The 22,796-nt window shown below is 59.8% G+C and carries 19 protein-coding genes; 13 read left to right on the forward strand and 6 right to left on the reverse strand.

Annotation, left to right across the window (positions count from 1 at the left end; genetic code table 11):
• The first annotated feature begins 4 nt into the window (after positions 1-4).
• The 9 genes from dmpG (at position 5) to B1781_RS07745 (ending at position 10,508) form a co-directional block, all read left to right on the forward strand.
• A complete protein-coding gene (gene dmpG / locus B1781_RS07705; protein WP_078119110.1) occupies positions 5-1,033 on the forward strand; it encodes a 4-hydroxy-2-oxovalerate aldolase in 1,029 nt (342 codons plus the stop codon).
• A complete protein-coding gene (dmpH, locus tag B1781_RS07710; protein ID WP_078119111.1) occupies positions 1,030-1,821 on the forward strand; it encodes a 2-oxo-3-hexenedioate decarboxylase in 792 nt (263 codons plus the stop codon). Before dmpG ends, dmpH begins: the two co-directional genes overlap by 4 nt.
• The gene (locus tag B1781_RS07715; RefSeq protein ID WP_078119113.1) at positions 1,818-2,822 is read left to right on the forward strand and encodes a WD40/YVTN/BNR-like repeat-containing protein; all 1,005 of its coding nucleotides are present in this window, start codon (positions 1,818-1,820) and stop codon (positions 2,820-2,822) included. Before dmpH ends, B1781_RS07715 begins: the two co-directional genes overlap by 4 nt.
• On the forward strand, positions 2,819-5,218 hold the full coding sequence (locus B1781_RS07720; protein WP_078119114.1) for an efflux RND transporter permease subunit: 2,400 nt from the start codon (positions 2,819-2,821) through the stop codon (positions 5,216-5,218). The genes B1781_RS07715 and B1781_RS07720 overlap by 4 nt, the downstream gene beginning before the upstream one ends.
• A gap of 104 nt (positions 5,219-5,322) precedes the next feature.
• Positions 5,323-7,233, forward strand: coding sequence for a DUF1302 family protein (locus B1781_RS07725; protein WP_334223913.1), 1,911 nt, complete (start codon positions 5,323-5,325; stop codon positions 7,231-7,233).
• Between the two features lie 24 nt (positions 7,234-7,257).
• Positions 7,258-8,568 (forward strand): DUF1329 domain-containing protein, encoded by a 1,311-nt coding sequence (locus tag B1781_RS07730; RefSeq protein ID WP_078119115.1) that lies wholly within the window; start codon positions 7,258-7,260, stop codon positions 8,566-8,568.
• A 124-nt stretch (positions 8,569-8,692) separates the two neighbouring features.
• The gene (locus B1781_RS07735; RefSeq protein WP_078119119.1) at positions 8,693-9,286 is read left to right on the forward strand and encodes a 2-hydroxychromene-2-carboxylate isomerase; all 594 of its coding nucleotides are present in this window, start codon (positions 8,693-8,695) and stop codon (positions 9,284-9,286) included.
• 2 nt (positions 9,287-9,288) lie between these two features.
• Complete coding sequence (locus tag B1781_RS07740; protein ID WP_078119120.1) at positions 9,289-9,939, forward strand: glutathione S-transferase family protein; 651 nt, start codon at positions 9,289-9,291, stop codon at positions 9,937-9,939.
• Positions 9,936-10,508: an antibiotic biosynthesis monooxygenase gene (locus B1781_RS07745; protein ID WP_078119121.1), complete on the forward strand. Its 573-nt coding sequence runs from the start codon at positions 9,936-9,938 to the stop codon at positions 10,506-10,508. Before B1781_RS07740 ends, B1781_RS07745 begins: the two co-directional genes overlap by 4 nt.
• Positions 10,509-10,516: 8 nt before the next feature.
• Here the strand turns inward: B1781_RS07745 and B1781_RS07750 are convergent, their stop codons facing one another.
• Positions 10,517-11,485, reverse strand: coding sequence for a ketopantoate reductase family protein (locus B1781_RS07750; RefSeq protein ID WP_334223914.1), 969 nt, complete (start codon positions 11,483-11,485; stop codon positions 10,517-10,519).
• Between the two features lie 9 nt (positions 11,486-11,494).
• Positions 11,495-12,631 carry an aminotransferase class I/II-fold pyridoxal phosphate-dependent enzyme gene (locus B1781_RS07755; RefSeq protein WP_078121968.1) on the reverse strand — a complete coding sequence of 379 codons (1,137 nt, stop codon included), beginning with the start codon at positions 12,629-12,631 and terminating at the stop codon, positions 11,495-11,497.
• A gap of 198 nt (positions 12,632-12,829) precedes the next feature.
• On the opposite strand from B1781_RS07755, the gene B1781_RS07760 reads away from it, so the two are divergent.
• Both B1781_RS07760 and B1781_RS07765 read left to right on the forward strand, forming a co-directional pair.
• A complete protein-coding gene (locus B1781_RS07760; RefSeq protein ID WP_078119122.1) occupies positions 12,830-13,432 on the forward strand; it encodes a class I SAM-dependent methyltransferase in 603 nt (200 codons plus the stop codon).
• Positions 13,433-13,466: 34 nt separating this feature from the next.
• Complete coding sequence (locus B1781_RS07765; RefSeq protein WP_164513299.1) at positions 13,467-13,907, forward strand: Fur family transcriptional regulator; 441 nt, start codon at positions 13,467-13,469, stop codon at positions 13,905-13,907.
• 345 nt (positions 13,908-14,252) lie between these two features.
• Here B1781_RS07765 and B1781_RS07770 read toward each other — a convergent pair whose 3' ends face one another.
• Positions 14,253-15,626 (reverse strand): KamA family radical SAM protein, encoded by a 1,374-nt coding sequence (locus B1781_RS07770; protein ID WP_078119124.1) that lies wholly within the window; start codon positions 15,624-15,626, stop codon positions 14,253-14,255.
• 247 nt (positions 15,627-15,873) lie between these two features.
• A complete protein-coding gene (locus B1781_RS07775) occupies positions 15,874-16,923 on the reverse strand; it encodes a PA0069 family radical SAM protein (RefSeq protein WP_078119125.1) in 1,050 nt (349 codons plus the stop codon).
• Positions 16,924-17,233: 310 nt separating this feature from the next.
• Between B1781_RS07775 and B1781_RS07780 the strand changes: the two genes are divergently transcribed.
• Positions 17,234-17,632, forward strand: a complete 399-nt coding sequence (locus tag B1781_RS07780; protein WP_334223915.1) for a hypothetical protein — start codon at positions 17,234-17,236, stop codon at positions 17,630-17,632.
• A gap of 446 nt (positions 17,633-18,078) precedes the next feature.
• The gene (locus B1781_RS07785) at positions 18,079-20,739 is read left to right on the forward strand and encodes an ExeA family protein (protein ID WP_078119126.1); all 2,661 of its coding nucleotides are present in this window, start codon (positions 18,079-18,081) and stop codon (positions 20,737-20,739) included.
• Between the two features lie 184 nt (positions 20,740-20,923).
• Here B1781_RS07785 and B1781_RS07790 read toward each other — a convergent pair whose 3' ends face one another.
• Positions 20,924-21,397, reverse strand: a complete 474-nt coding sequence (locus B1781_RS07790) for a hypothetical protein (RefSeq protein WP_078119127.1) — start codon at positions 21,395-21,397, stop codon at positions 20,924-20,926.
• A 240-nt stretch (positions 21,398-21,637) separates the two neighbouring features.
• Complete coding sequence (locus tag B1781_RS07795) at positions 21,638-22,747, reverse strand: c-type cytochrome (protein ID WP_078119128.1); 1,110 nt, start codon at positions 22,745-22,747, stop codon at positions 21,638-21,640.
• Between the last annotated feature and the right edge of the window lie 49 nt (positions 22,748-22,796).

Consider the following 22,796-nt stretch of genomic DNA (forward strand, 5'->3'; position numbering starts at 1 on the left):
GTCAATGAATCTCGCAGGTACCAAGATCACCATTCATGACATGTCGTTGCGTGATGGCATGCACCCGAAACGTCACCAGATCTCGATCGACCAGATGATCAGCATCGCGTCGGGCCTCGACCAGGCCGGCGTGCCGATGATCGAGGTTACGCATGGCGACGGCCTGGCCGGCGCATCGGTCAACTACGGCTTTCCGGCACATACCGACGAGGAATATCTGCGCGCCGTCCGTCCGCATGTGAAGCAGGCGAAGATCTCGGCGCTGTTGTTGCCCGGCATCGGTACGGTGCCCGAGCTCGAGATGGCACACGACTGCGGCGTCGACACGATCCGTGTCGCTACCCATTGCACCGAGGCCGATGTCTCGGAACAGCACATCAAGAAGTCGGCCGAACTCGGTCTCGATACCGTCGGCTTTCTGATGATGTCGCACATGCTCGATCCGCAGGGCCTGATCAAGCAGGCAAAGCTGATGGAAGGCTACGGTGCGAACTGCATCTACATCACCGACTCGGCCGGCTACATGCTGCCCGACGACGTCAAGGTACGCCTGAGCGCGGTGCGCGAGGCGCTCGACAGCAAGACCGAACTGGGCTTTCACGGTCACCACAACCTGGCGATGGGTGTCGCCAACTCGATCGCCGCGGTCGAAGTCGGTGCCAATCGCATCGATGGCTCGGCAGCGGGTATGGGTGCCGGCGCGGGCAACACCCCGCTCGAGGTGTTCGCCGCGGTCTGTGATCGCATGGGCATCGACACCGGCGTCGATCTGTTCAAGCTGATGGACGTGGCCGAAGACTTGGTTTATCCGATCCAGGATATCCCGGTACGTATCGACCGCGATGCGCTGACGCTTGGCTACGCGGGTGTCTATTCGTCGTTCCTGCTGTTCGCCAAACGCGCACAACAGCGCTACGGCGTGTCGTCGCGCGAGATTCTGGTCGAGCTTGGTAAGCGCGGCATGGTCGGCGGCCAGGAAGACATGATCGAAGACGTCGCGCTCGAGATGTCGAAGGCTGGGAACGCCGCATGAGCACTCTGAGCCAAGCGCAGATCGATGAACTGGCGGTCTACCTCGAAGACTGCGAGCTCGAAGCGAAGGAAGCGACCAAGGTCACCGATCGCTATCCGGATATGGATTTTGACGATGCCTACGCCGTGCAGTATGCGATCCGTCGGCGCAAGCTCGATCGCGGCAACCGCTTGGCCGGGCTGAAAGTCGGCCTGACCTCGCGCGCCAAGATGAAACAGATGGGTGTTGAAACACCGATCTACGGTTTCCTCGCCGACTACTTCGATCGTCCCGATGGCGGCGATATCGAAACCGATCAATTGATCCACCCCAAGGTCGAGGCTGAACTGGCGTTCGTCACCAAGGCGCCGCTCAAAGGTCCGGGTTGCCATGTCGGCAGCGTATTGGCCGCGACCGACTTCGTGATCCCGGCGGTCGAGATCATCGATTCGCGCTACGAGAATTTCCGCTTCGACCTGGTCAGCGTGATTGCAGACAACGCTTCATCGTCGCGCTTCGTGTTGGGTGGGCGTAGTGCCAGCCCCAATGAGATTGATATGCGCAATCTCGGTGTCGTGCTCGAGCGTAACGGCGAGATCGTCGAACTCGGCGCAGGTGCTGCGGTGCTCGGACACCCAGCGGCGAGCGTGGCCTTGCTGGCCAACATGCTCGGCGAACGTGGTGAAGAGATTCCGACGGGCACCTTGATTCTGACCGGCGGTATCACTGCCGCTGTGACCGTGAACAAAGGCGACAACGTCAACGTGCGCTTCCAGGATCTGGGTAGCGTGGGGATGCGATTCGTATGAAGCCGGCGCGTGCGCTCAAGCAAGGTCTTTCGCCGCTCGTGCTGGTGGCGTGGGTTACGTTTATCGCAACTGGCTGTGAGGCGCCGTTGAACCTGCAGGGTGTCGAGCAGGAACAGACCAAAGCAGTCCATGCTTTTGATCACTTCAAGGCGGTAGCGGCGAGCGCAAGTCACCAGGTTGCCGCAGCCGATGCCGGCGTGTTGCTGGTTGCACCGAAAGGTGAAGATGGTTGGCGTCGCGTCAATTTGCCGACCCGGGCAGCGTTCCTTAATCTGGCGTCCTGCCCGAACGGCCGCTTCGTCGGCATCGACTCGCGTCGCACCTTGTGGGTATCCGACGCGCAGGCGAGCAACTGGCAGGCACACCCGGTCGATACGCCCGAATCGCTGATGGCCTTGGGCTGCGATCGACACAACGCAGTCTGGCTTGGCGCGAGCTTTTCGACCGTACTGCGCAGCACCGATTTCGGCGACAGCTGGACCAGTTCGACGCAAGACGAAGATCTGCAGTTCACCGCCGCACAGTTTCTCAGCGATGGCCTTGCCGTGTTTGCCGGTGAGTTCGGCACTGTCATGTTCAGTGACGATGACGGAGCCAATTGGGAGCGCGCCGAACCGGTTCCAAACGACTTCTACCCGATGGGCCTGCATTTCACCGACCGTGACACCGGCTGGGTCAGTGGTTTGAGCGGCACCATATGGCATACCGGCGATGGCGGAACATCGTGGACGCGCCAGGAGACCGAAACCAGCGTGCCCTTATATGCCTTCGTGCCCGTTGGCAACGCGCTGTTTGCCTTGGGCGACAACGGCACGCTGTTGCGGCTCGATGCAGATGCCTGGCACCGGGTCGAGCTGCCGGTGGCGGTGGCTACCTATCTGATCGGCGGTGTGTCATTGGCGGACAGCGACCTGTTGCTGGCCGGTGGTGCCGGCACGCTGTTGAAGCTCGACGTATCTGAGCCGGATGCGCGCATCGCCAGGAACGGGGGTGTGCAATGACCGGCGTGCACCGTTTTACCCATTGGCTGCACAACATCGACGAGCTGGTTTTCCGCTTTCCGCGCGCCTTCCTCGCCGTGATCGCTGCGTTGACCGTGTTCTTCGCGGTACAGATACCCAACGTACAGATGTATTCGGATTTTGCCGACCTGCTGCCGCAGGAACACGAGTACATCAAGCTGCACAACAGCATCCGCGACACCTTCGGCGGTGCGAACAACGTGGTGATGGCGGTCGTTGTCGAAGATGGCGACATCTTCACTTCGGATACCCTGGCACGCATCCATCGGGTGACGCAGGCAGTCGATAACGTCAGCGGGGTCAACCACAATCTTCTGGCCAGCCTGACCCATCGTACGTCGCGTAAGGTCTGGTTGACCGATACCGGCGACGTCAACTCACAACCATACTACGACCCGGTCGAGCCGGATCTGAGCCAACAACAGCTCGAACAGCTGCGCCACGATGTGCTGGCCAACCCGCGCGTGTATGGCCTGCTGGTGTCGCCGGACATGAAGGCCGCCTTGATCAAGGCGCAGTTCAATGAAGGTCACCTCAACTATGCGGAGATTTTCAGCCAGATCCAGGCCATCCGTGAGGCGGAGACCACAGGCAATGTACACATCTACGCCACCGGCCAGCCGATGCTGTGGGGTTGGGTGTACAGCTATCTCGATCAACTGCTGCTGATCTTCAGTACCACGGTCGGCATCATGCTGTTGCTGCTCGTGGCGTACTTCCGACGCGCCTACGGCATCTTGCTGCCGTTGTTCGGAATCTGCATCTCTGCGGTATGGGGCCTCGGCATCCTGTCGCTGCTGGGTTACAACCTCGACCCGCTGACGTTGGTGATCCCGTTCCTGATTTCGGCACGCGCGATGTCGCACGCGATCCAGCTGGTGCAGCGCTACTACGATGAGCTGGCCACGGCCGAGACCGCCAACCAGGCGGCACATCGCACATTCGATTCGCTGTTCCGCCCCGGCACATTGGGCATCGTCTCCGACGCGATCGGTCTGCTGTTGATCGCGCTCGGTTCGGTGCCGATCAACGTCAAGCTGGGCATCTATGCCTCGTTGTGGGCCGTCTGTGTGATCTTCACGGTGCTGATCGCAGTGCCGCTGATGTTGTCGCTGCTGCCTAAACCAAAGGCGGCGATGGTCGGTACCGGGGTAGACCAGGCTGCCTTTGCCGCCTTGGGTCGCGGTGTGGCAACCCGCACCGGTTCGCGCGGCATTCTGGTTGTCAGCCTGGTGATCCTGGCAATTGCCGGCTTTTTGAGCTCGAAGGTTCAGGTCGGCGAGTCTGAGCCGGGTTCGCCGATCCTGTATCTCGATCACGACTACAACGTCTCGTCGAAGATCATCAACGAACGCTTCCCCGGTTCGGAAGAGCTGTACATCATCGCGCGCACCGACGAGAAGGGTGGCATGAAACGCCCTGAAGTTTTGCAGGCGATCGAGGCGTTTCAACGCCACATGCTGCTCGACCCGGAACTGGGCGGCACCAAGGCGACGCCGGACCTGGTCAAGCAGGTCAACCGCATCTTCCACAGCGACGATCCCCGCTGGGCAATCATCCCCGATACCGAATCGTACGTCGGTGGTTTGATGTTCGCTTACATGGCATCGAGCCCGGTCCCTGGTGCGCTGAAGGAGTTTGTCGACACCGACGACCAGGTGTCCAACCTCGTGTTCTTCTACAAAGACCACCAGGCCGAGACGATTCGGCGTGCCATTCATCGCGCCAAGAGCTGGATCAGCGATCCGGCCAATCATATCGATGGTCTGGAATTCAAACTTGCCGGTGGCCTGGTCGGCGTGACGGCGGCGATGAACGAGTCGGCGTACGAGAGCAATATGCTGATCATTCCGCTGGTGCTCGCGTTGATTTTCGTCTTCGTCACCTGGTTCTACTGGTCGTTACATGCCGGCTGGATCATGTTCCTGGCGATGATGTTCTGCACCACGGCGACCTATGCCTACATGGGCGTTGCGGGCATCGGGATCAACGTCAACACGGTGCCGATCATTGCAGTGGGCATCGGCGTCGGCATCGACTATTCGATCTACATCATGGACCGCATCCGCGAACGCATGGCGGTGCGCGGCGACCTGGCGGTCGCGATCCGCGAATCGATTGCCACGACCGGCAAGGCGATCGGTTTTACGGCGACCTGCCTGATCGGCGGCGTGATCATGTGGGTGTTCATCTCCGACCTTCGCTTTCAGGCAGACGCAGCGCTTCTGCTGGTCGTCATGCTGATTCTCAACGCCAGCGCCGCGATGTTGCTGGTGCCGGCGTGGATTCAAACATTCAAACCGACCTTCGTGACATCGGCACGCTTTGACGACGACGGCGTGCTGCATATCGAAGAGGCGGTTGCCAAGGCATAACGGGGCAGAAAAAGAACTCATTGACGCTGCAATGCAGCTAATAACGGGGCTAACAAGGATGTCACCCGCATCCATACGAGAAATAAGAGAGGGGAGGAAGTGTTATGACCGAAATCGACATGTCACGGTCGATAGGTGGCGGCCGACGGGTTTCGCCACTTTTTTCCGCTATCGCGATTGCGTTGGGTGTCTCCACTCAACCCGCGTTGGCGTACACGTCGGATGACGGCACGCTGGAGATCAACGGCTTCGTGGAGAATGCCACCTACCAACGCGATGGCGAAGGCCTGAGCAAGGTGCGCAATACGGTGCAGATGGAGGTAGGCAAGAAATACGGTGACGTCGGAGCCTTCTCCAATGTCGGTGTGTACGGCACCTTCCGTGGTTCTTATGACGCAGTGTACGACCTCAACAACCGCTATGGCAGTAAAGCGGGTGGGGCAGTGCAGCTCGAGAGCGTCGGCATGGGCACATCGGTGCCGTTCGGCGGCGGCATTGTACTGCCCGGTGGTGACTTTGACTCGACCGCCAACCCGAATGACGGACTGGTCGTGTTGGGTTCGGACCTGCACGACACCGACGGTGGCGTCGGCCTGGCCGTGCCGGTGCGCCCATGCGACAAGGATTCACGTGGTTGCATCGACGACTACATGGATGCCAATTCGAGCGAGCTGAAGTCACCCGAGTTCAACGATCGCTGGGACTTCATTCGCGAGCTGTATGTCGACGCCACGCTGCCGATGGACGACGGCACCGACTGGAGCTTCCGTCTCGGCAAGCAACAGGTGGTTTGGGGTCGTACCGACCTGTTCCGTGTGCTCGATGTACTCAACCCGGTCGACTACTCGCGGCACAACATCTACGACGAACTCGAGGACATCCGCATACCGATGTGGATGCTGACCGCCGAAAAACACTTTGGTGCCACCGAAACCTTTGATGATCTGAACCTGCAGTTCGTCTGGAACTTCGACAAGTTCCGTCCGAGCAATCTCGGCCAGGGTGGCAGCACCTATGCCATTCTCGACGCCGGCAACTTCTTCCGCGCCATGAACAACTGTTGGGATAACGGCTGTACTGTTGCCAACTTTGCCGGTGGTGCGCTGGCAACCGATTTCCCGGAACATGTCATCGGTATCCGCAAGGCCAATCTGCCGGAGTGGTCGCTGAAGAACACGCAGTTCGGCGTGAAGCTCGAAGGTGAGAAAGAGGGTGTCGGCTTTTCTTTGAACGCCCTCACGTACCGTTCGCACCTGCCGTCTCTGCGTGGCGGTATTCCGGCCGACAATCCGTTCACGCCGGGTGTGGAATCCGATATCTTCCCTTATCTGATTGCTTTCGACATCGATTTCCCGCGAGTCAACCTGCTGGGCGGCTCGCTCGACATCTATTCGGACTCGCTCAAGTCGGTGTTCCGCGTCGAGGCGGCTTATACCCAGGGTGAGGAGTTCGCCAACACGCTTGAACCCGAGCTGTACTCAGATTCGGACGTATTCCGCTACGTGATCGGTTGGGACCGGCCTACGTTCATTCCTTTCCTGAACAAGCGCAGGGCCTTCCTGATCTCCGCACAGGTGTTCGGTCAGCACATCCTCGATCACGAACGCAAACGCGTTAACGGCATCGAGGCCGGCATTCCCGACTTCAAGCACAACCACATAGCGACCCTGCTGTTGAAGGGTTGGTATCAGAACGACCGGTTGAGTCCGCAGGTCATCTTCGCGCACGACTTCGGCGCCAAGGCAACCACGATTGCGCCTTCGGTGGACTGGCTGGTCAACGACAACCTACGGGTTACGTTCGGCGCCAACATCAAAGTCGGCGATTCCGCGGACAAGTTCGACGACTGCCGCGCCTGTAATCCGTTCCCGCCGTTTACCGGCGCCGGTGCGCCAGGCGAACTGGCATTGCGCAATCTTGCCGGCTACGAGCCGCTGGGACGCTTCCGTGCGGGGCCGATCGGTATGGCGCAAAACGAGGACGAAGTGCAGTTGACCCTGCGCTATCGCTTCTAAGAGATTTCGAGGAGAGTTTGAACAATGAAGGTTATGAAAACCGCACTGGCGACGGCGTTGACGTTCGCCTTGGCATCCCCGGGCATGGCGGCGACGGAGGCCGATGTCGAGCAATCGTTCTACCCCTACAAGGGTGGCGTGCCGACGTACAACGGCCTTTCGGCCGGGACGACGATCAACCAGGGCAACGTCGACCAGTTCAAGGAAGTGCTCGATCCGGCGACGTTTGACTTCATCAAAAAGGGCTGGACCGATATCAAGGTGGGAGAGACGACATCGTTCGATCTGCATCCCAACTATGTGAAGGCCACCAAGGATGGTCTCGGCAAGGTCAAACTCGGTGCGAGCTCAGGTGAGATCGAAGGCTTTATCGCCGGTCGACCGTTTCCCGAAGAGCCGTCGACGGATGATCCGCGGGCCGGGGAGAAGCTCGCATGGAACTACAAGTACGGATACAACTGGGGTGACAACGCCGCGATCTATCCGTTCTACTGGAAGTACAAGGACATGAACTCGGGCAAGCTCGAGCGCACCATCAAGTTCAACTTCCACTTTCTGAACTTCATGCATCGCGTCAATCAGGACCCGGTACCGAACATCGAGCCGAACCCGTCCGGCCTGTTTCGTGCCATCTATGTTCAGGCGTTGGAGCCGTTCGATGTCAAGAACACCCAACTCCTGATCCACCGCTACGAGGATGACCTCAAGCGTGACAGCGCGTGGCTCTATCTCGGCTTCCAGCGCCGGGTGCGCAAGTTGGCGTCGGGCCAGGTGACCGATGCCTTCCTCGGATCGGACGTCATGATCGAGGATTTCGAAGGCTACAACGGTCGAATCAACGATATGGAGTGGACCTACAAAGGCACCCAGAACATCTTGGTGCCTTTCTATAACCACAACGATTTGCAGTTGGCCGAAGAGGACAAGGAACCGGACGGTTACCAATTCGTCGCCATGGGCGGTAAGGGCGACTGCTTCCCGCAGATCACCTGGCAGCTGCGCAAGGTGTACGTGTTGGAGAACGTGCCGAAAGACAGCAACCACCCGATCAGCAAACGCGTGCATTACATCGATGCGCAGACCTACACGATTCCGCGCACTTTGATCTATGACCGCAAGGGCGATCTATGGAAGAGCTGGCAGATCGGCCAGGCGCATCCCGACCATCACCTGCCGAAGAACAAGGGTACCGGCGTGGCGATCGATGATTCGTTCACGATGGTCGATGTCCAGGCGATGCATTGCACCACGGGCCAATTCAAAGGCCAGGTCGATCCTGAGCTGAACCCGGTCAATAAGTTCAGCGTGCAGAACATGCGGGCATCGGGCCGTTAAGCGCTCGTTATCCGCGTGGCATCATCACAACCGGTGATTGCTGTGTCTCCGACGACTCTGTCGTCCTATCCGGGAGCTTACCCGGCGGCCGTTGGCCGCCGGGCTTTTTTGTTGGGAACTTGCCATGTCTGAAGCGGCAGATGTCTTTGTCTATTTCAACTTCCGCAGTCCTTACTGCTACCTGGCGTCGAAAACAATGTTCGAGATCTTCGACCGTTTTCACGCCAACCTGATCTGGCGCCCCTTGGGCTCGTGGGATGGGCGCTCGCCCCCCGAGGTTGCCTTGAAGAAACTACCGATTGCCCGACAGGACATGGCGCGCATCGCCCGCCGCATGGGTATCCCGGTCAATCCGCCGCCGAAAACCACCGATCCGACACTTGCCGGTGCAGGTTCGATACTTGCCGAAAAGGAAGGCGTACTCAGACCCTACATCGTCGAAGTGATGCGGCAGGAGTGGGCCTACGGCAAAGATATCGGCGAAGAACAGACCTTGCTCGATATCGCCGTGGCCGTAGGGCTTAATCGTGAAGCGTTCCATGCGGCGATGCATGATGCACAGAATCAGGAAAGCCTGAAGGCGAACTGGGAAGAGGCCGACGCCAAGGGCGTGATCGGCGTACCCAGTTTCGTCATCGGCGAAGAGATTTTCTGGGGACAGGATCGCATCGACTATGTGCTGGAGCACCTGCGCGAAATGCGTCTTGCCAGGCTCTGACAATGAACGGCGCGGTGCTCTACAACAAGGATGAGTGCCCGTTTTGCTGGCGTGTTCGCATGGCATTGCAGCGTGCCGGTATTGATGCTGAGTATCGCGCGCACGACGATGCGCGATGGGCGGACGTGTGGCCGCGCCTCACGCTGCATCGGACCGTACCTGTGCTGACGGTCGATGACCTGGTGCTGACCGATTCACGCGTCATTCTCGAGTTCATAGATGAAAGCCACGGCTATTTGCTGCCACGTACCGCAGCCGACCGGGCAAGGGTTCGCGAGATGGTGTGTTTTGCCGACGCGCAGCTCGGTCCCATCGCGCGTGCCTTGGTGTTCGAGTGTCGGGACAAGGCGCCGCACGAACGCGATCCGGTTGTGATCGATACGGCGATCGGCGATTGGCAACGCGCGATGCAGCCTGCTGCCCGGTTGCTCACCGCACAAGGCTGGTTCGGTAACGGTTGTTCACTTTGCGACTATGCGGCGGTCACGCGATTCGCCTTGGCTGGTGCCTACGGTATGCCGCTCGATCGCCTGCCGCCGACGTTGTCGGCCTGGTTGGGTAACGTCATGCAACGCCGCGAGGTGATCGAGACCGCGCCGGTTGTCGTGCGGCAGTGGTGGGATCACCAAAGCCAGCTTGAAGCCGACTCATGAACCCGGAAGAACGGATGCCGGACGATGACGATGAACCGGTGACGGTGCTGGTGACGCGGCGGCCGATCGCCGGCATGCAGCGTGAGTTCGAAGCCTATCTGCATGGCATCACCGAGGCGGCGTCGAAACAACCCGGCCATCTCGGTACGACGATCTTTCGTCCTTCCGGCACGAAGGATCGTGCGTACCGCATTCTTTTTCGATTCGACAAGCGCAGCAACCTGGCGCGTTGGGAACAGTCCGAAGAGCGGGAACAGTGGCGTGAGCGAGCCGCCGTGGTCAGCGAGCCGCGCGAGGCGGTAGTCGAAACCGGGCTCGAGGCCTGGTTCACGGTGCCCAATTGCGACGTACCGGCGCATCCGCCGAAAGTCAAAATGGCGTTGGTCGTATGGCTCGGGATATTTCTGATCGTGACGACCCTGATGCTGATTCTGATGCCATGGATTTCGCACTGGCACCTGATTCCGCGCACCCTGTTGTTCACCGGCATCGTGGTTGCGCTGATGACCTGGGTCGTGATGCCGTTGCTTACCCGCTGGTTCGCCGGCTGGTTGCACCCGAAGCGATAGGTTAGCCGTCAGCCGCGGGCCTGCTGCGCGAGCTTCAGGCTCACCAAGCCGTGCACCATCTCGGTCAGCACAGCCGGCTCGCCGAGCTGTCGACAGCGTTCGGCAACGGCGCCGGCAATCTCGTCGAGTTCCAGCGGTCGTCCTTTTTCGATATCGACCAACATCGACGTCTTGATTGCATCGAAGGTGCTGATCAATTCAAACATGGCATCGATGTCGGGCTTGCCGATCGTGATGCCGTCGGAAAGGGCAGCAGTCGCGGCTTCCTCCATTAGGCGATAGACGCTGCTACTGAGGGCAGGGTGATTGGACAAGGTGCGCGTATCCAGACCCGTCAGTGCCGATAGGGGATTCACGCCATTGTTGATCAACAGCTTCTTCCACAGCTCGAGCTGGATATCGTCGCTCAAGGTGGTCGGGATGCCGGCGGCATCGAAGGTGTCGACAATGCGCCCGAGATTGCACTGCAATGCCGCGTTTTGTTGAGCATTCGGCCAGGCGCCGAGAACGACCTGCGCCGGACCTGTCGCTTCGATCAGACCGGGACAGATCACATGACCGCCGATGCGCACCGCAAGCCCACCGATCGTGCGTTGGCTGCCGAGCGCCGCGGCGATCTGGCGCTCGTTATCGACGCCGTTCTGTAACGACAACACCGGCAAGGTATCGGCGTTGGTCAGCCAGGCTTGCAGCTCGTCGAGCAGGGACTGTGTGCTGCCGGCCTTGGTTGTCAGAATGACCAGGTCGTATTCGCCTGGGTTGTGGCTGCTGGTCAGCGCGGCGGTAGACACCGCGTTGACCGCGCCTTTGAACGTGAAGTCGGGGTGATCGATCTGCAGCCCGTTTGTCTGCATGACCTCCAGGTGCCGACCGCGGGCGACGAAGGTGACGTCACAGCCGGCGCGCATCAGGCGTGCACCGTAGTAGGCACCGATACCACCGGCGCCGATGACCAGAAAGCGCATCGAATCAGTCATGTCTAATGGTTAGTTGTTGGCGAGAAAATCACGCATGCGCTGCACCGCACGTTCGAGATTTTCCATCGAGTTCGCGTAGCTGAAGCGGATGTGCACGTTTTGTCGGTAACTGCCGAAGTCTTTGCCGGGCGCGACACCGACCAGTGCTTCGCGCAACAGGCGCAAGGCGAAGGCATCGCTGTCGTCGGTGAAAGCGCTGCAATCGGCGTACACGTAGAAAGCGCCTTGCGGCATGTTGGGTATCGTGAACCCGAGATCGCGTAATGCCGGAACGAAGTAGTCGCGTCGCCGTTGAAAGAGTGTTCGGCGACGTTCGAGTTCGGCGCTGGTGGCCTCGTCGAACGCATGCAGTGCGGCGTATTGCGCCGGTGTGCTTGCGGAGATGAACAGGTTTTGCGACAGGCGCGTTATGTCTTCGAGGTAACGCTCGGGCACGACCAGCCAGCCCAGCCGCCAGCCGGTCATGCCGTAGTACTTCGAAAAGCTGTTGACGATGAAGATGTCGTCGCCATCGTGTAAGGCGCTGCGGATCGGCGTTTCGTAGACCAGTCCGTGATAGATCTCGTCAACGATCAGTTGTCCACCCAGTTCGCGTACGGTTTGCGCGATACGCGTCATCTCTTCGGGTGACACGATCGAACCGGTCGGGTTGGACGGCGTGCCGATCAGTACCGCCTTGGTGCGCGCGTTCCATGCCGCGCGAATGCTGTCGGCGGTAAGTTGGTAGTTCGTGTCGGGTCCGCTGGCGATGAATCTGGGTATGCCGCCGTACAGGTGGATGAAGTTTGCATTGCACGGATACCCGGGATCGGCCAGCAACACCTCATCGCCGGGGTCGAGCAGGCAGGCGAAGATCATCTGCAGGCCGCCCGATGAGCCGGGCGTTACGGTGACGCGTTCGACCGGCGGGCGACAGGTTTCGGGATAGGCGTCGGCGATCAGGCGGCGTAGCTGCGGAATACCGAGCGCCTGCACATAGTGCGTCCGTTTCTGTTCGAGCGCTTCGATGCCGGCGCGGGTGATCGGGTCGGGCGTGTCGAAATCCGGTTCACCCATCTGCAGGTGAATGATGTCGTTGCCTTCGGCCTCGAGTCGAAACGCCTCTTCCAACACCTCCATCACGTAGAAGGGACGGATGGGCTGCATGCGCGCGGGCTTCATGGGTGCCAAGTCTCAACAGTTTCAAGACATCTAATGATAACGAAATATCGATAACGATACTTAAAATCGAAACCTTTCCCCGTGCGTTAGAATGGCGTTTTCCGAGATCAAACAGCCTGCGCGGACGTTGGCCGAAACCGGCATCCGCATGGCATCAACCGATGGCCTGTGTGGGGATGCGACGTGCACGACCAACGCGAAGCAAAATGGAACAAGCGCTACGCCGAGAGCGCGGCTGAGTCACCTCAGCCACTGGAGGTGCTGGTCGACAATGCACACCTGCTGCCACATGGGGGTGTCGCCCTCGACCTGGCGAGCGGACTGGGCGGTAGTGCCTTGTGGCTCGCTCGTCGGGGGTTCGAAACCTATGCGTGGGATTGGTCGGACGTCGCTATCGAAAAACTGCGACTCTCTGCGGCCGGCTTACCGTTGACCGCACAGATACGGGACGTGGAAGCGCAGCCACCTGAAGCAGGGCGGTTCGACGTGATCTGCGTGGGGCATTTTCTGCAGCGCGATTTGTGCACGGCGATCGCTGCCGCACTGAAGCCGGGCGGTGTGCTTTTTTATCAAACGTTCACACAAGAAAAGGTGGATGACAGCGGGCCGGGCAACCCGGATTTTCGGTTGGCGCCGAACGAGCTGTTGCAGCTTTTTTCAGATTTGATCGTGCGTTACTACCGCGATGAGGGAACCTGCGGTGATATCGGCGCAGGTTTTCGCAACCGCGCGCAGTTGGTGGCGCAACAGCATTTTAGCGAACACTGTCCTGGATTTAGAAAGTGACGCGCGCGCGCGGAATTGGCATATACTCGCAATTATGAATAAGAATATTGATACAGATCAGCATAGCGCTGAACAACTAGCCGAAAAATTGCAGGACCATGGCGTGTTTCCCACTCGGCAGCGTCTGATCGTGGCGCGCGCCATGTTCGAGCGTCGTCAGCATCTCACTGCCGATCAATTGTTGCAGCGGATCAACCGGGATGGCGAAGCGGGTGTGTCACGCGCCACCGTGTACAACACGCTGGCGGCATTTTTGCGTCGTGGCTTGATTGCGGTGGTCAACACGCCCGGCGGTACGGTGTACTTCGATTCCGAGCCGAATGCGCATATCCATCTGTATGATGAGGTGAGTGGCGAACTGGTCGATGCCGATATCGATCCCGTTGCGCTGGCCGAAAAGGTGCCGCTACCGGATGGCATGCAATTGATCGGTACCGACGTGCTGCTCCGCGTCCGCCGTCAGACCGGCAAGTAATCAACACAGACAGGCGCCCGCCTTTCTACACCTTCGATGTCAGAGGCACTGTCGCTTTCTGATTCCCTTCGTATACCTCCTCGTTCGTCGTGCTGGTCGTGAATCCTTGAGCTTGTAGTCGTGCATTTGGGGACGGCTTGTCTGCTTATGAAACCTCGCGAGGAAGAAACGCGCCTGGCGACCCATTTTCTGCGCACCCTTGTCGGTGAAACAGTACGTGACGAGCATCTGCCTGGCTCGGTTTGATTGGCACATACACCCAAGCCAAGGCAGTTGGGCGATTCGTTGCAGATCAGAAAAAAGGGCCCGCTCGGGCCCTTTTTGAATGAAGCCTGTATGCACCGATCACGTCGGCTGCTGCATTGCCTCGTATTCGTCCTCGAAGAAGAAGCGTTGCTCGCCGAAGGCCGGTTTGAGTTGATCGAGCCAGGTCGCGTTTTCGTCGTAGCGCGCGAAGAACGGGCGCTGTACCCAATCCGGGTTGCGTCCCTGGATAAAGCGCAGCACAAACACCTTCTCACCCTGGATCTCGGCAATGCCCTGGATCTCAACCTTTCCGGGCCCGGCGCTCATGCTTGGACCACGTGCGGTTCGACCCAGTCCCGAAACCTGTTGCATGGCGTCGCGGTAGATGTTCCAGGCGCGTGCCAGCGGGACCTCGAAATGGTGCCGCGCACCGGTGTCGCGTTCGACGAACATATAGTAAGGAACGATGCCGAGCCCGACTTGCGTGCGCCACATCGTCGCCCAATCGTCGGCGTTGTCGTTGATGTGTGCCAGCAACGGCCCCTGACTGCGGATTTCGGCGCCCGTGGCACGCAGCCTCGCAATGGCTTGCTGCGCGATGTCGGTGCTCAGTTCCTTCCAATGGTTGTAGTGCGCCATGATCGCGACGTGCTTGCCCGCCGCCGACAGGCGTTGCAACAAATCGATCAGCTCGTCGGCATCGTTGTCGGTCACGAAGCGGTGCGGCCAGAAGGTCAGCGCCTTGGTGCCGATGCGGATCGTCTGAATATGCGAGAACTGTGGCTGCAGCAAGGGTTCGAGATAGCTGACCAGGTGTTTGGTCTTCATCACCATCGGATCGCCGCCGGTGATCAGCAGGTCGGTGACCTCAGTGTGTGATTTCAGGTAGGCATGCAGCTTGGCGGCTTCGGTCGACGCCATCCGCAGTTCCTTGTCGCCGACGAACTGCGCCCACCGAAAACAGAACGTGCAGTAGCTGTGGCAGGTCTGTCCCTGGCTGGGGAAGAACAATACGGTCTCGCGGTACTTGTGCTGCACACCGTTCAGCCGCTCGCCATCGTCGGTGCAGGGTACGTTGAGTTCGAGCTGGCCGGCCGGATGCGGGTTGAGCTCGGCACGCAGCGTCTGTGCGAGCGCCTGCAGCTGTTCGCGCGGCAGGTTGGCACGCAATGCCTCGGCCATGCGCTCATACATGTCCGGCGTGAGCATGTCGCGCTGCGGAAACGTCAGTTGATAGATCGGGTCGTTCGGTACCTTGCGCCAATCGATGAGTTCGTCGATCACATAGGCGTTCACGCGGAACGGGAGTACCGATGACACCACCCGCATCTCGAAGCGTGTTTCTTCCGACAGGGTGTTCAAGGCCTCGATCTTGTCGAGATCGCGTTGCGTGTAGACCTTGAAGGCGCGCGGTTCGGCGGACGGAGTCGCACTATCGAATGCGATCCGTGATAAAGCGGACGTCGTGGACATAAGCCACCTCCTAACAACTCTGCGGCTGGGCAAGGCGCCCGACCAAGGGGTACGGATATGGGGCCGCGCTCTATTCGGCACTGGTCCCCGCAGCTCCCCGTCCGGAAGTTGGGGGGCCAAGAGAAAAATGGCCGCAGACCTTACCAGACTGCGTCTGGCTAAGCAATTAGCGGCGTCGTCAAGCGATTGTTTAATAAAGTGATTTTGTTCGAAGGCCGAATTTAGCGAGGCAAGTGGGTGCTGTCGGTCAGAACAGGGTCAATTGGCCGTCGGCCCGGGGTGCGCGGAACAGGTCGGATCGCAGCTCGATGGCACCGTCGAGGCCCGCTTTGCGGCGGGCGAGGTGGAAACGCTGACGGATCATATCGGCATAGACGCCGCTGCCGACGAGTCGCCGGCCGAAGGTGCTGTCGTTGTCACGACCCCCGCGCAGCGCTTGCACATGATTCATGACATGAGCGGCCGAGTCGGGATAGTGGGCCTCGAGCCAGTCACGAAATAACGGCGATACCTCGAGTGGCAGGCGCATCAGCACGTAGTCGGCCGTCACCGCGCCGGCATCGGCGGCGGCCTGGAGCAGGGTTTCGATCTCGGGCTCGGTCAACACCGGTACGACGGGGGCGATCATTGCCCGGACCGGCACACCGGCCTCGCTCAGCCGGGTAACGGTTTGCAGGCGGCGTTGCGGCGCCGCGGCGCGCGGTTCGAGTGCGCGCGCGAGCGGCCGTTGCAGCGTCGTCAACGACACGGCCACCTCGACCAGCTGTTCGCGGGCCATGTCCTGCAACAGGTCGATGTCGCGTTCAACCAATGCTGATTTGGTGACGATGACGGTCGGGTGGTGCATTTCGGCCAATATCTCGAGTACCTGTCTGCTTATCAGCCAGTCACGTTCGATTGGCTGATAGGCGTCGGTGATCGCGCCAAGGGCGACGGGTGCAGCGCGGTAGTTGGGGGCAGCCAATTCCGCTTTGAGCAGACCGGGCAACGCGGGTCGGGCGAACAGGCGTGACTCGAAATCCAGTCCGGGCGAGAGATCGAGCCAGGCATGTGTCGGCCGTGCATAACAATAGATGCAGCCGTGCTCACAGCCACGATAGGGATTGATCGAGCGATCGAAGGGGATATCCGGCGATTGGTTGTAGGTGATCGCTTTACGGGTGCTGTCGATGGCAACCTGCGTGCGCAGGGGTACGGGCGGCTCTTGGTGCCAGCCGTCGTCGAAAGCCTGTTTTGCGTGTGCATGGTAGCGGTTGGCCGGGTTGTCGCCGGCGCCGCGCCCGCGCGAGCCTTTCATTGTTACCCCGCGTGGAAAACGTCGAATGTGCGACAAACACTGCCAATACCGGGTCGCGGCGGCAAGCACTTGTCCTATTCCGCCACATAAGTGTCAAAAAAACTTTACGTTTTTGCCTCGGCTGGTTTTCGATACGGCCGGCACCCGGTTCTTCTCGGGCCGACAATCCAGCGATTAAACGCTTGAAATCTATTTATAAAATCTTGTGTTCAATGGTTCGTTCCGGGGCCACGATGCGCTCCTGGCATACGTGATGCAGCGAGAACCGCAAATCGTCAAGCATGTCGAGTAGCGACGGTTGGAGACGGCCATGACAGAGCAGACAACACGACAAACAGACACCCTGGTGTGGGCAAACGGCGCAGAAGCTTCTTCCGCTTGCTCTGCGCTCAGCCCGCGCACCTTGCAGGAGCAGAACCGCTGCTTCGAAGGAACGGGGGGCGTCAGCAAGAACAACTGCGATGCGGGTTTCCGGCCGGCCTATCAGCATGCCGAGACGGGCGAGACCGTCGAATCACGCTTTGCCGACGGTAGTCCGGCGCCGGTCCATGTGTTGGAGGGCTTGCCCAGCGACTGGGTCAAGGCGCGCGATGCCGAAGGTCGCGTTTCTGAGGTGCTGCAATCGGTGATCGCCGGTTTCGTCAAGAATGGTGAGTTCTTCACACGCGAGCAAGCGGCCGAATATCTCGCCGTAGACGCCTGCGCCTGAGCGTTGCTCGACTAGTCAGTTTGTTCGTGCTCCGCTGATTTCGATTCGTTTAAATCTGACAATTTTTTACATCGACGATTATCAGGGCGCGCGGTCAGCGTTTCTTAGCGAAAATTTACGTCTGGCTGCTGCCTGCCTATGTAGATCCCGCGTACTCGGTTATTGAGGGCCACCACCATTTGGCGGCACAAAAAACGGGCTGAACGCGCTGCACCGGGGTGGTGAAAGACCGATGGGATTTATGCTCAGCATACAAACGTGACCGACATCGCTTTTCACACAAACTTTCATCGCAACTGCGGGCTACCCTAAGGGTGGCGTCAGGTAAGATCAAAAGCCATATACGTTAGAACTGTTTGCAGGTATAACGGCTTAGTAGCGGTAGGCATTGACATTTCGGTCCGCCGCAATGATGTCCGCCACCATCACGGACGGGAGTGAGTTGCATGTACGAGGCGTTTTACGGGTTAAGCAATGACCCCTTTCGGCTCTTGCCAGACGCCGGGATCTGTTTCCCCCATCGGAGTTGTGCACAAGCCTGGGCCTACCTGCGCTACGCCCTGAAGCGCGGCGAGGGCGTCGTGGTGGTTACCGGCCCGCCAGGTTCGGGCAAGACGACGCTTGCCGACCGCCTCATCAACGAACTCAATCCATCCAAGACCGTCAGCGTGCGCATGGTCGCATCGGATCTGGAGTCGATCGATTTGCTGCGCAAGCTGGCGTACTCCTTCGGCCTGCCTGCCGAAGGCATGGACGTCGCGCTGCTCACCCACCGTCTCGAACGCTACCTGATTGAGCTGGAACACAGCCAGCGCCGTGCGCTGTTGATGATCGACGAAGCGCATAAGCTGTCTAATCTTTCGCTCGAAGGTCTGCGCATTCTCACCGATCTGCAATCGCGGTCGCGACCGGTGCTGCAACTGTTTTTGCTTGGCCAGGAGAATCTCGAAGAGGTTCTGCAGGTGCCGGGTATGGAGCAGTTCCAGCAGCGCGTGATCGCCAGTTGCCGTCTGCAGCGCATGGACCTGGCAGAGACCAAGTCGTACATGGAGTACCGCCTGGCCCAGGCCGATTGGCGCGGCGATCCGTCGTTCAACGGTCCGGCCGTGCTGCAGATTTTTCGTTACAGCCAGGGTCTGCCGCGACATGTGAACAAGATCTGCAGCCGCTTGCTGTTGCATGGCAGCTCGGAAGAGAAACATGCGCTCGAGGCAAGCGATGTGCAGACCGTTGTGCAAGACATGCATAGCGAACTGCTCGCACCGCTGAGCAACGCGGCCGGCCTGCTCGAAGGCGCGGCCGAGGTATCGGAGGAGAAAGTGGCGCAACTGGCGTTGGTGCCGCCGCCGAAGATCCAACAGCCGCCGCCGCGCATCGAAAACTCGCGTGAAGAAATGAACGCGCTGTTCCTGACTGAGGAGCAGGCGCGTCGTGCCGAACGTCTCGACGACGAACGCAATGCCGCGCGGGCTGCCGGTCGTCGTCTGCCCCCGCATCGCCACAACGGTGCGCGCCGCTCGTTCGCGATTCGCCGCGCAGTGTTTCACGCGGCCCAGATGCCGGGAAAACTGCTGTCGCGTGGAATGGACGCGACCAAGGAGAGCCTGCCGCGATACGCCAAGGCCCTCAATGCGCAACTCAGCAAGCAAGCGGCCGCTGCCAACACCTTGTGGACCCGCGGTCGCGAACGCATTGCAGCGATGTCGGCGAAAGACGGCGCGGAGTCTGCGTTGCCCGCCAACAAGGTGCCACTCGCGCTGGCCGCGGGCGTGGTTGCCGCGGTATTGGTCGGCGTCGTGTGGATGAATGCGGGCGACGATACATCCGAAGTGGCAGCAGAGGGTGGCAGCGACCGTGCGGGTTCACGGGGTGCTGCGGGATTGCCGGCCGGCGATCTGGCTAATGCCTCGGTGTTGCACCACGACAAGTATGTCGATGCGGCAGCATTGCAGGGTGGGGTGCTCGGCTCGGCCGATGCGGGCCCGCTCGGTGCTACCGGTCTTACCCTGCTGAACAGTGGTTCGGATGCATCGCCATGGCGTCTTGATGCCGGGCATATCTCGTTCACCGAACTGAGGAACGAGCGTTTCGACCGCATGAGCGGAACCGATGCTGAAGTCGACAGCAAGCTAGCGGTGAAGGTCGCCAACGATATCGCAGGGCCGTTGCTCGGCCGGGTGGCGGAAGTCACCAGCAGTCTCGACGTATGGGGTCTGGCCAAGCTACAGGCCACGGCGCGCAAGAAATCGAATGCGCCGGCGTCGGGTGACGCGAGACCGGTTGCGGCAAAGACGGAAGCGCAGCCGGGCGCCGAGCAGTCAGTTACCCAGGTGCAGCCGGCCGATCATGATGCCGGCGAGTCCGAAGAAGAGTCAGACAACATCGCGTTGGTGGTGTCGTCGGAAAGGAACTCGGCTCCCGGGTTCGTTGAATTTCTGCCGGCACCGGCGGCAGGCATCGCGAAGCAGAACACCGGCGGTGAGGCCGAGGACATGGCCGGCGCCAACGCCACGGTAACAACGAGCGATGGCGGCAATACGCCGAACAAGGTGCAGGTTGCATCGTTGGATGCGCGCCAGTTGTCTGCGACGACTGCGGCGCAGGATGCGACGGATATTGTCGACCCACGTGTCGTGCGTAACCTCGGGTTGGCCGCTGAAGCATTCGACGACGATCGGCTGCTTATTCCGGAAGCGACGAGTGCCTATACCTACTACCAGCGCGCGCTCGATATCGATGCAGATAACGCCGATGCGTTAGCCGGCATGCAGAAGATCGCGAAGCGCTATAACGCGCTGGCCTGGGGCGCTTTGCGCGGCAAGTCGTACGACCGCGCCAATCTGTTCGTCGATCGTGGTTTGCGGGTACAGCCGAACGACCGCGAACTGCTCGCCATGCGCAATCGCATCGGCGATGCGGTAGCGCAGCAGCGTGCAGCGGCCAACGCGCATGCCGAGGCGCAAGCCCGTGCTGTTCGTGAATCGGAGCGTGCGCGCCAAGCGGCTGCGGCGGAGCGGGAACGCGAGCGCCAACGCCAGCAGGCGCGGCAACAGGCGCCGAGCGAAAATGCCTTTCAACGTCTGATGCGGATGATGGACGGACGCTGATCAGCGTCTTTGTTGAACCCGGAATCTCTTGCAGCTGCAGTGGCCCCTCTGCAGCTTAGTCTACAGACGCGACACACCCAGCGTCTAATCTGCACGCTGGCCGCTCAACGGCCGGCAGCCTGATCGCTAAACGTTTATATTCATCGCCGCACCCGATGGCATCGGCCGCAAAAACCCGCCCGCATCAACTCGGCATCGTGCCGTAGAACAAGGCGATGTCCCGACCCGCATAGTAGTTGGCGAACGCTTCCGGCGTCTGTTCCAACACCTGGTTGGCGATGTTCGAATAGTGGTAGATCAAACCGTTCTGATAGATGCCGATGTGCTTCATCGGGTGGTTGATCATGATGCCGGTCTGCAGGTTGACGTTTGCGGCAGCCGTGACGAACGCCAGACAGAAACTCAGCGAACCGGGTTTATCCTGCCAGTTCCCAACCTTGGGGCAGAACGAAAAGATCTCGTGTACCCGGATCGAGGCGCCGTCCGATTCCGGACCGCTGCCGGTCACGTTGAAGCATTTGAATCCGAAACGAAACCGCAAGACATGGCTGACGAAATGGGCGCAGTGGTCGTCGCCGTCGTCGTGGTAGTGGTTGCCGCAGATGTCGCTGATGTGATGTCCGAGATACTGGACCAGATTGACGCTGCCGGCGGCCATTGGGTCCCTCCAGGGTCGACTTCGCTGTCCTTCGCATCGCAAGTCTATGGAGCGGCTTTGGAGCGTCAAGCATGGGTGCGCATAACAGCGACATTGCTCACGCGCTGGGAAATTGATTGTCCGTTTCGGCGCGGTATTGGTGGAAAAAGATGTAAACGCGGCGACTTAGAGCGCCTTGGCATACGCAAAGGTTCGGCCGCCGGATCAGCAGGAGGTTAGCCCCCCTGCTGATCGAATCGCTTATTGAGATGCGCCGCTTGCGCCCGCGGTCATAACGTCGAGCATCTGTTGATTGACCTTGACGGCCGTCTCGACCACTTCGGTCGGCAACAGCTCACTATCGATCAACATATCGAGGTTCAACATCATCAACCACAGCTTGCCTTCCTTGTCTTCGACCATCGAGATCCGGCAGGGCATGTAGCTGGAGAACACCGGATCGGCGATGACCATCAGGCGTGCGTCCAACGGGTTGCAGAACTGATAGATCGACAGGTGAGGCATCTCGACGCCCTGTTTCGACAGATACTTCGAGACCTTCTGTTGCGCAACCTTTTTCAGTCCGATCTCTTCGGCTTTGTTGAGCATGGCACTCTCGGCGGCCTCGACGGTTACACCCTTATCGACCGCCATGCGCACCACGGTCTGTGTAATGTCGGTGATCTGAATGGTGCCTTCACGCGCTGCGGCGAGTTGCCGCGGCGTCTTCTTGTACACCGGTGGCGTGAACTCGTAGCCCTGTACCACCTTGGCATCGTCGAGCGTGCTCAGGTAGGCGGCGAGATTGATGAAGTCTTGGTCTTCGTATTCTTTGAAGGTGTCGTCTTCTTCGTCATTGGCATGGATCCGGTGGCCTTCCTTGAACCCGCGCATGGTGGTGTACAGGTACTCGGGATGCTGACCCGCCAGTGGCGGCGCCTCCTTGCTGGGTTTGCCGTAGCCGTCGCGGTTGTGACAGTTGCGACAATCGGAGCGATAGACCTTGCTGCCCGCCTTGACGTCGCCGACGCTCGAATTGATGTTGAAGCGTTCGTCTGAACTCAGGTCGAGCGACGACAAGTAGGCTGCGACATCTTCATAGTCGCGTTCGGTGAACTCGTCGATTTGCGAGGTACGCACCATCAAGGGGTAGCGGCGCTTGCCTTCGACGTAGTCTTTCATCGCCTTGATGAGGTATTCGCGGGGCAGTCCCGCAATTCGGGGGGACAGGCGGCCTGAAGCCCCTTGTCCGTGAACGCCGTGACATAAGGCGCAGCTTTTGTTGATGAGTTGGCCATTGGCCAGATCGGCAGCCCAAACCGGCGAGCTGCACAGGAGCAGCAGAGCTGCTGGCAGGAGGGTTTTGAACATGTCTCGGTCCTCATTAGTTTTTCTGATCACGCTTGACCAGCCAGCTACA

The sequence above is a fragment of the Thiosocius teredinicola genome, from assembly GCF_002009425.1.
In the GTDB taxonomy this organism is placed as follows: Bacteria; Pseudomonadota; Gammaproteobacteria; order Chromatiales; family Chromatiaceae; genus Thiosocius; species Thiosocius teredinicola.

Bases quoted from the DNA above. Each gene is read 5' to 3' on its own strand.
- B1781_RS07745 (WP_078119121.1), top strand. From the start codon at position 9,936: ATGAACCCGGAAGAACGGATGCCGGACGATGACGATGAACCGGTGACG.
- B1781_RS07775 (WP_078119125.1), bottom strand. From the start codon at position 16,923: ATGAAAGGCTCGCGCGGGCGCGGCGCCGGCGACAACCCGGCCAACCGC.
- dmpG (WP_078119110.1), top strand. From the start codon at position 5: ATGAATCTCGCAGGTACCAAGATCACCATTCATGACATGTCGTTGCGT.
- B1781_RS07750 (WP_334223914.1), bottom strand. From the start codon at position 11,485: ATGACTGATTCGATGCGCTTTCTGGTCATCGGCGCCGGTGGTATCGGT.
- B1781_RS07795 (WP_078119128.1), bottom strand. From the start codon at position 22,747: ATGTTCAAAACCCTCCTGCCAGCAGCTCTGCTGCTCCTGTGCAGCTCG.
- B1781_RS07755 (WP_078121968.1), bottom strand. From the start codon at position 12,631: ATGCAGCCCATCCGTCCCTTCTACGTGATGGAGGTGTTGGAAGAGGCG.
- B1781_RS07735 (WP_078119119.1), top strand. From the start codon at position 8,693: ATGTCTGAAGCGGCAGATGTCTTTGTCTATTTCAACTTCCGCAGTCCT.
- B1781_RS07715 (WP_078119113.1), top strand. From the start codon at position 1,818: ATGAAGCCGGCGCGTGCGCTCAAGCAAGGTCTTTCGCCGCTCGTGCTG.
- B1781_RS07720 (WP_078119114.1), top strand. From the start codon at position 2,819: ATGACCGGCGTGCACCGTTTTACCCATTGGCTGCACAACATCGACGAG.
- dmpH (WP_078119111.1), top strand. From the start codon at position 1,030: ATGAGCACTCTGAGCCAAGCGCAGATCGATGAACTGGCGGTCTACCTC.
- B1781_RS07785 (WP_078119126.1), top strand. From the start codon at position 18,079: ATGTACGAGGCGTTTTACGGGTTAAGCAATGACCCCTTTCGGCTCTTG.
- B1781_RS07780 (WP_334223915.1), top strand. From the start codon at position 17,234: ATGACAGAGCAGACAACACGACAAACAGACACCCTGGTGTGGGCAAAC.
- B1781_RS07725 (WP_334223913.1), top strand. From the start codon at position 5,323: ATGACCGAAATCGACATGTCACGGTCGATAGGTGGCGGCCGACGGGTT.
- B1781_RS07730 (WP_078119115.1), top strand. From the start codon at position 7,258: ATGAAGGTTATGAAAACCGCACTGGCGACGGCGTTGACGTTCGCCTTG.
- B1781_RS07790 (WP_078119127.1), bottom strand. From the start codon at position 21,397: ATGGCCGCCGGCAGCGTCAATCTGGTCCAGTATCTCGGACATCACATC.
- B1781_RS07740 (WP_078119120.1), top strand. From the start codon at position 9,289: ATGAACGGCGCGGTGCTCTACAACAAGGATGAGTGCCCGTTTTGCTGG.
- B1781_RS07770 (WP_078119124.1), bottom strand. From the start codon at position 15,626: ATGTCCACGACGTCCGCTTTATCACGGATCGCATTCGATAGTGCGACT.
- B1781_RS07765 (WP_164513299.1), top strand. From the start codon at position 13,467: ATGAATAAGAATATTGATACAGATCAGCATAGCGCTGAACAACTAGCC.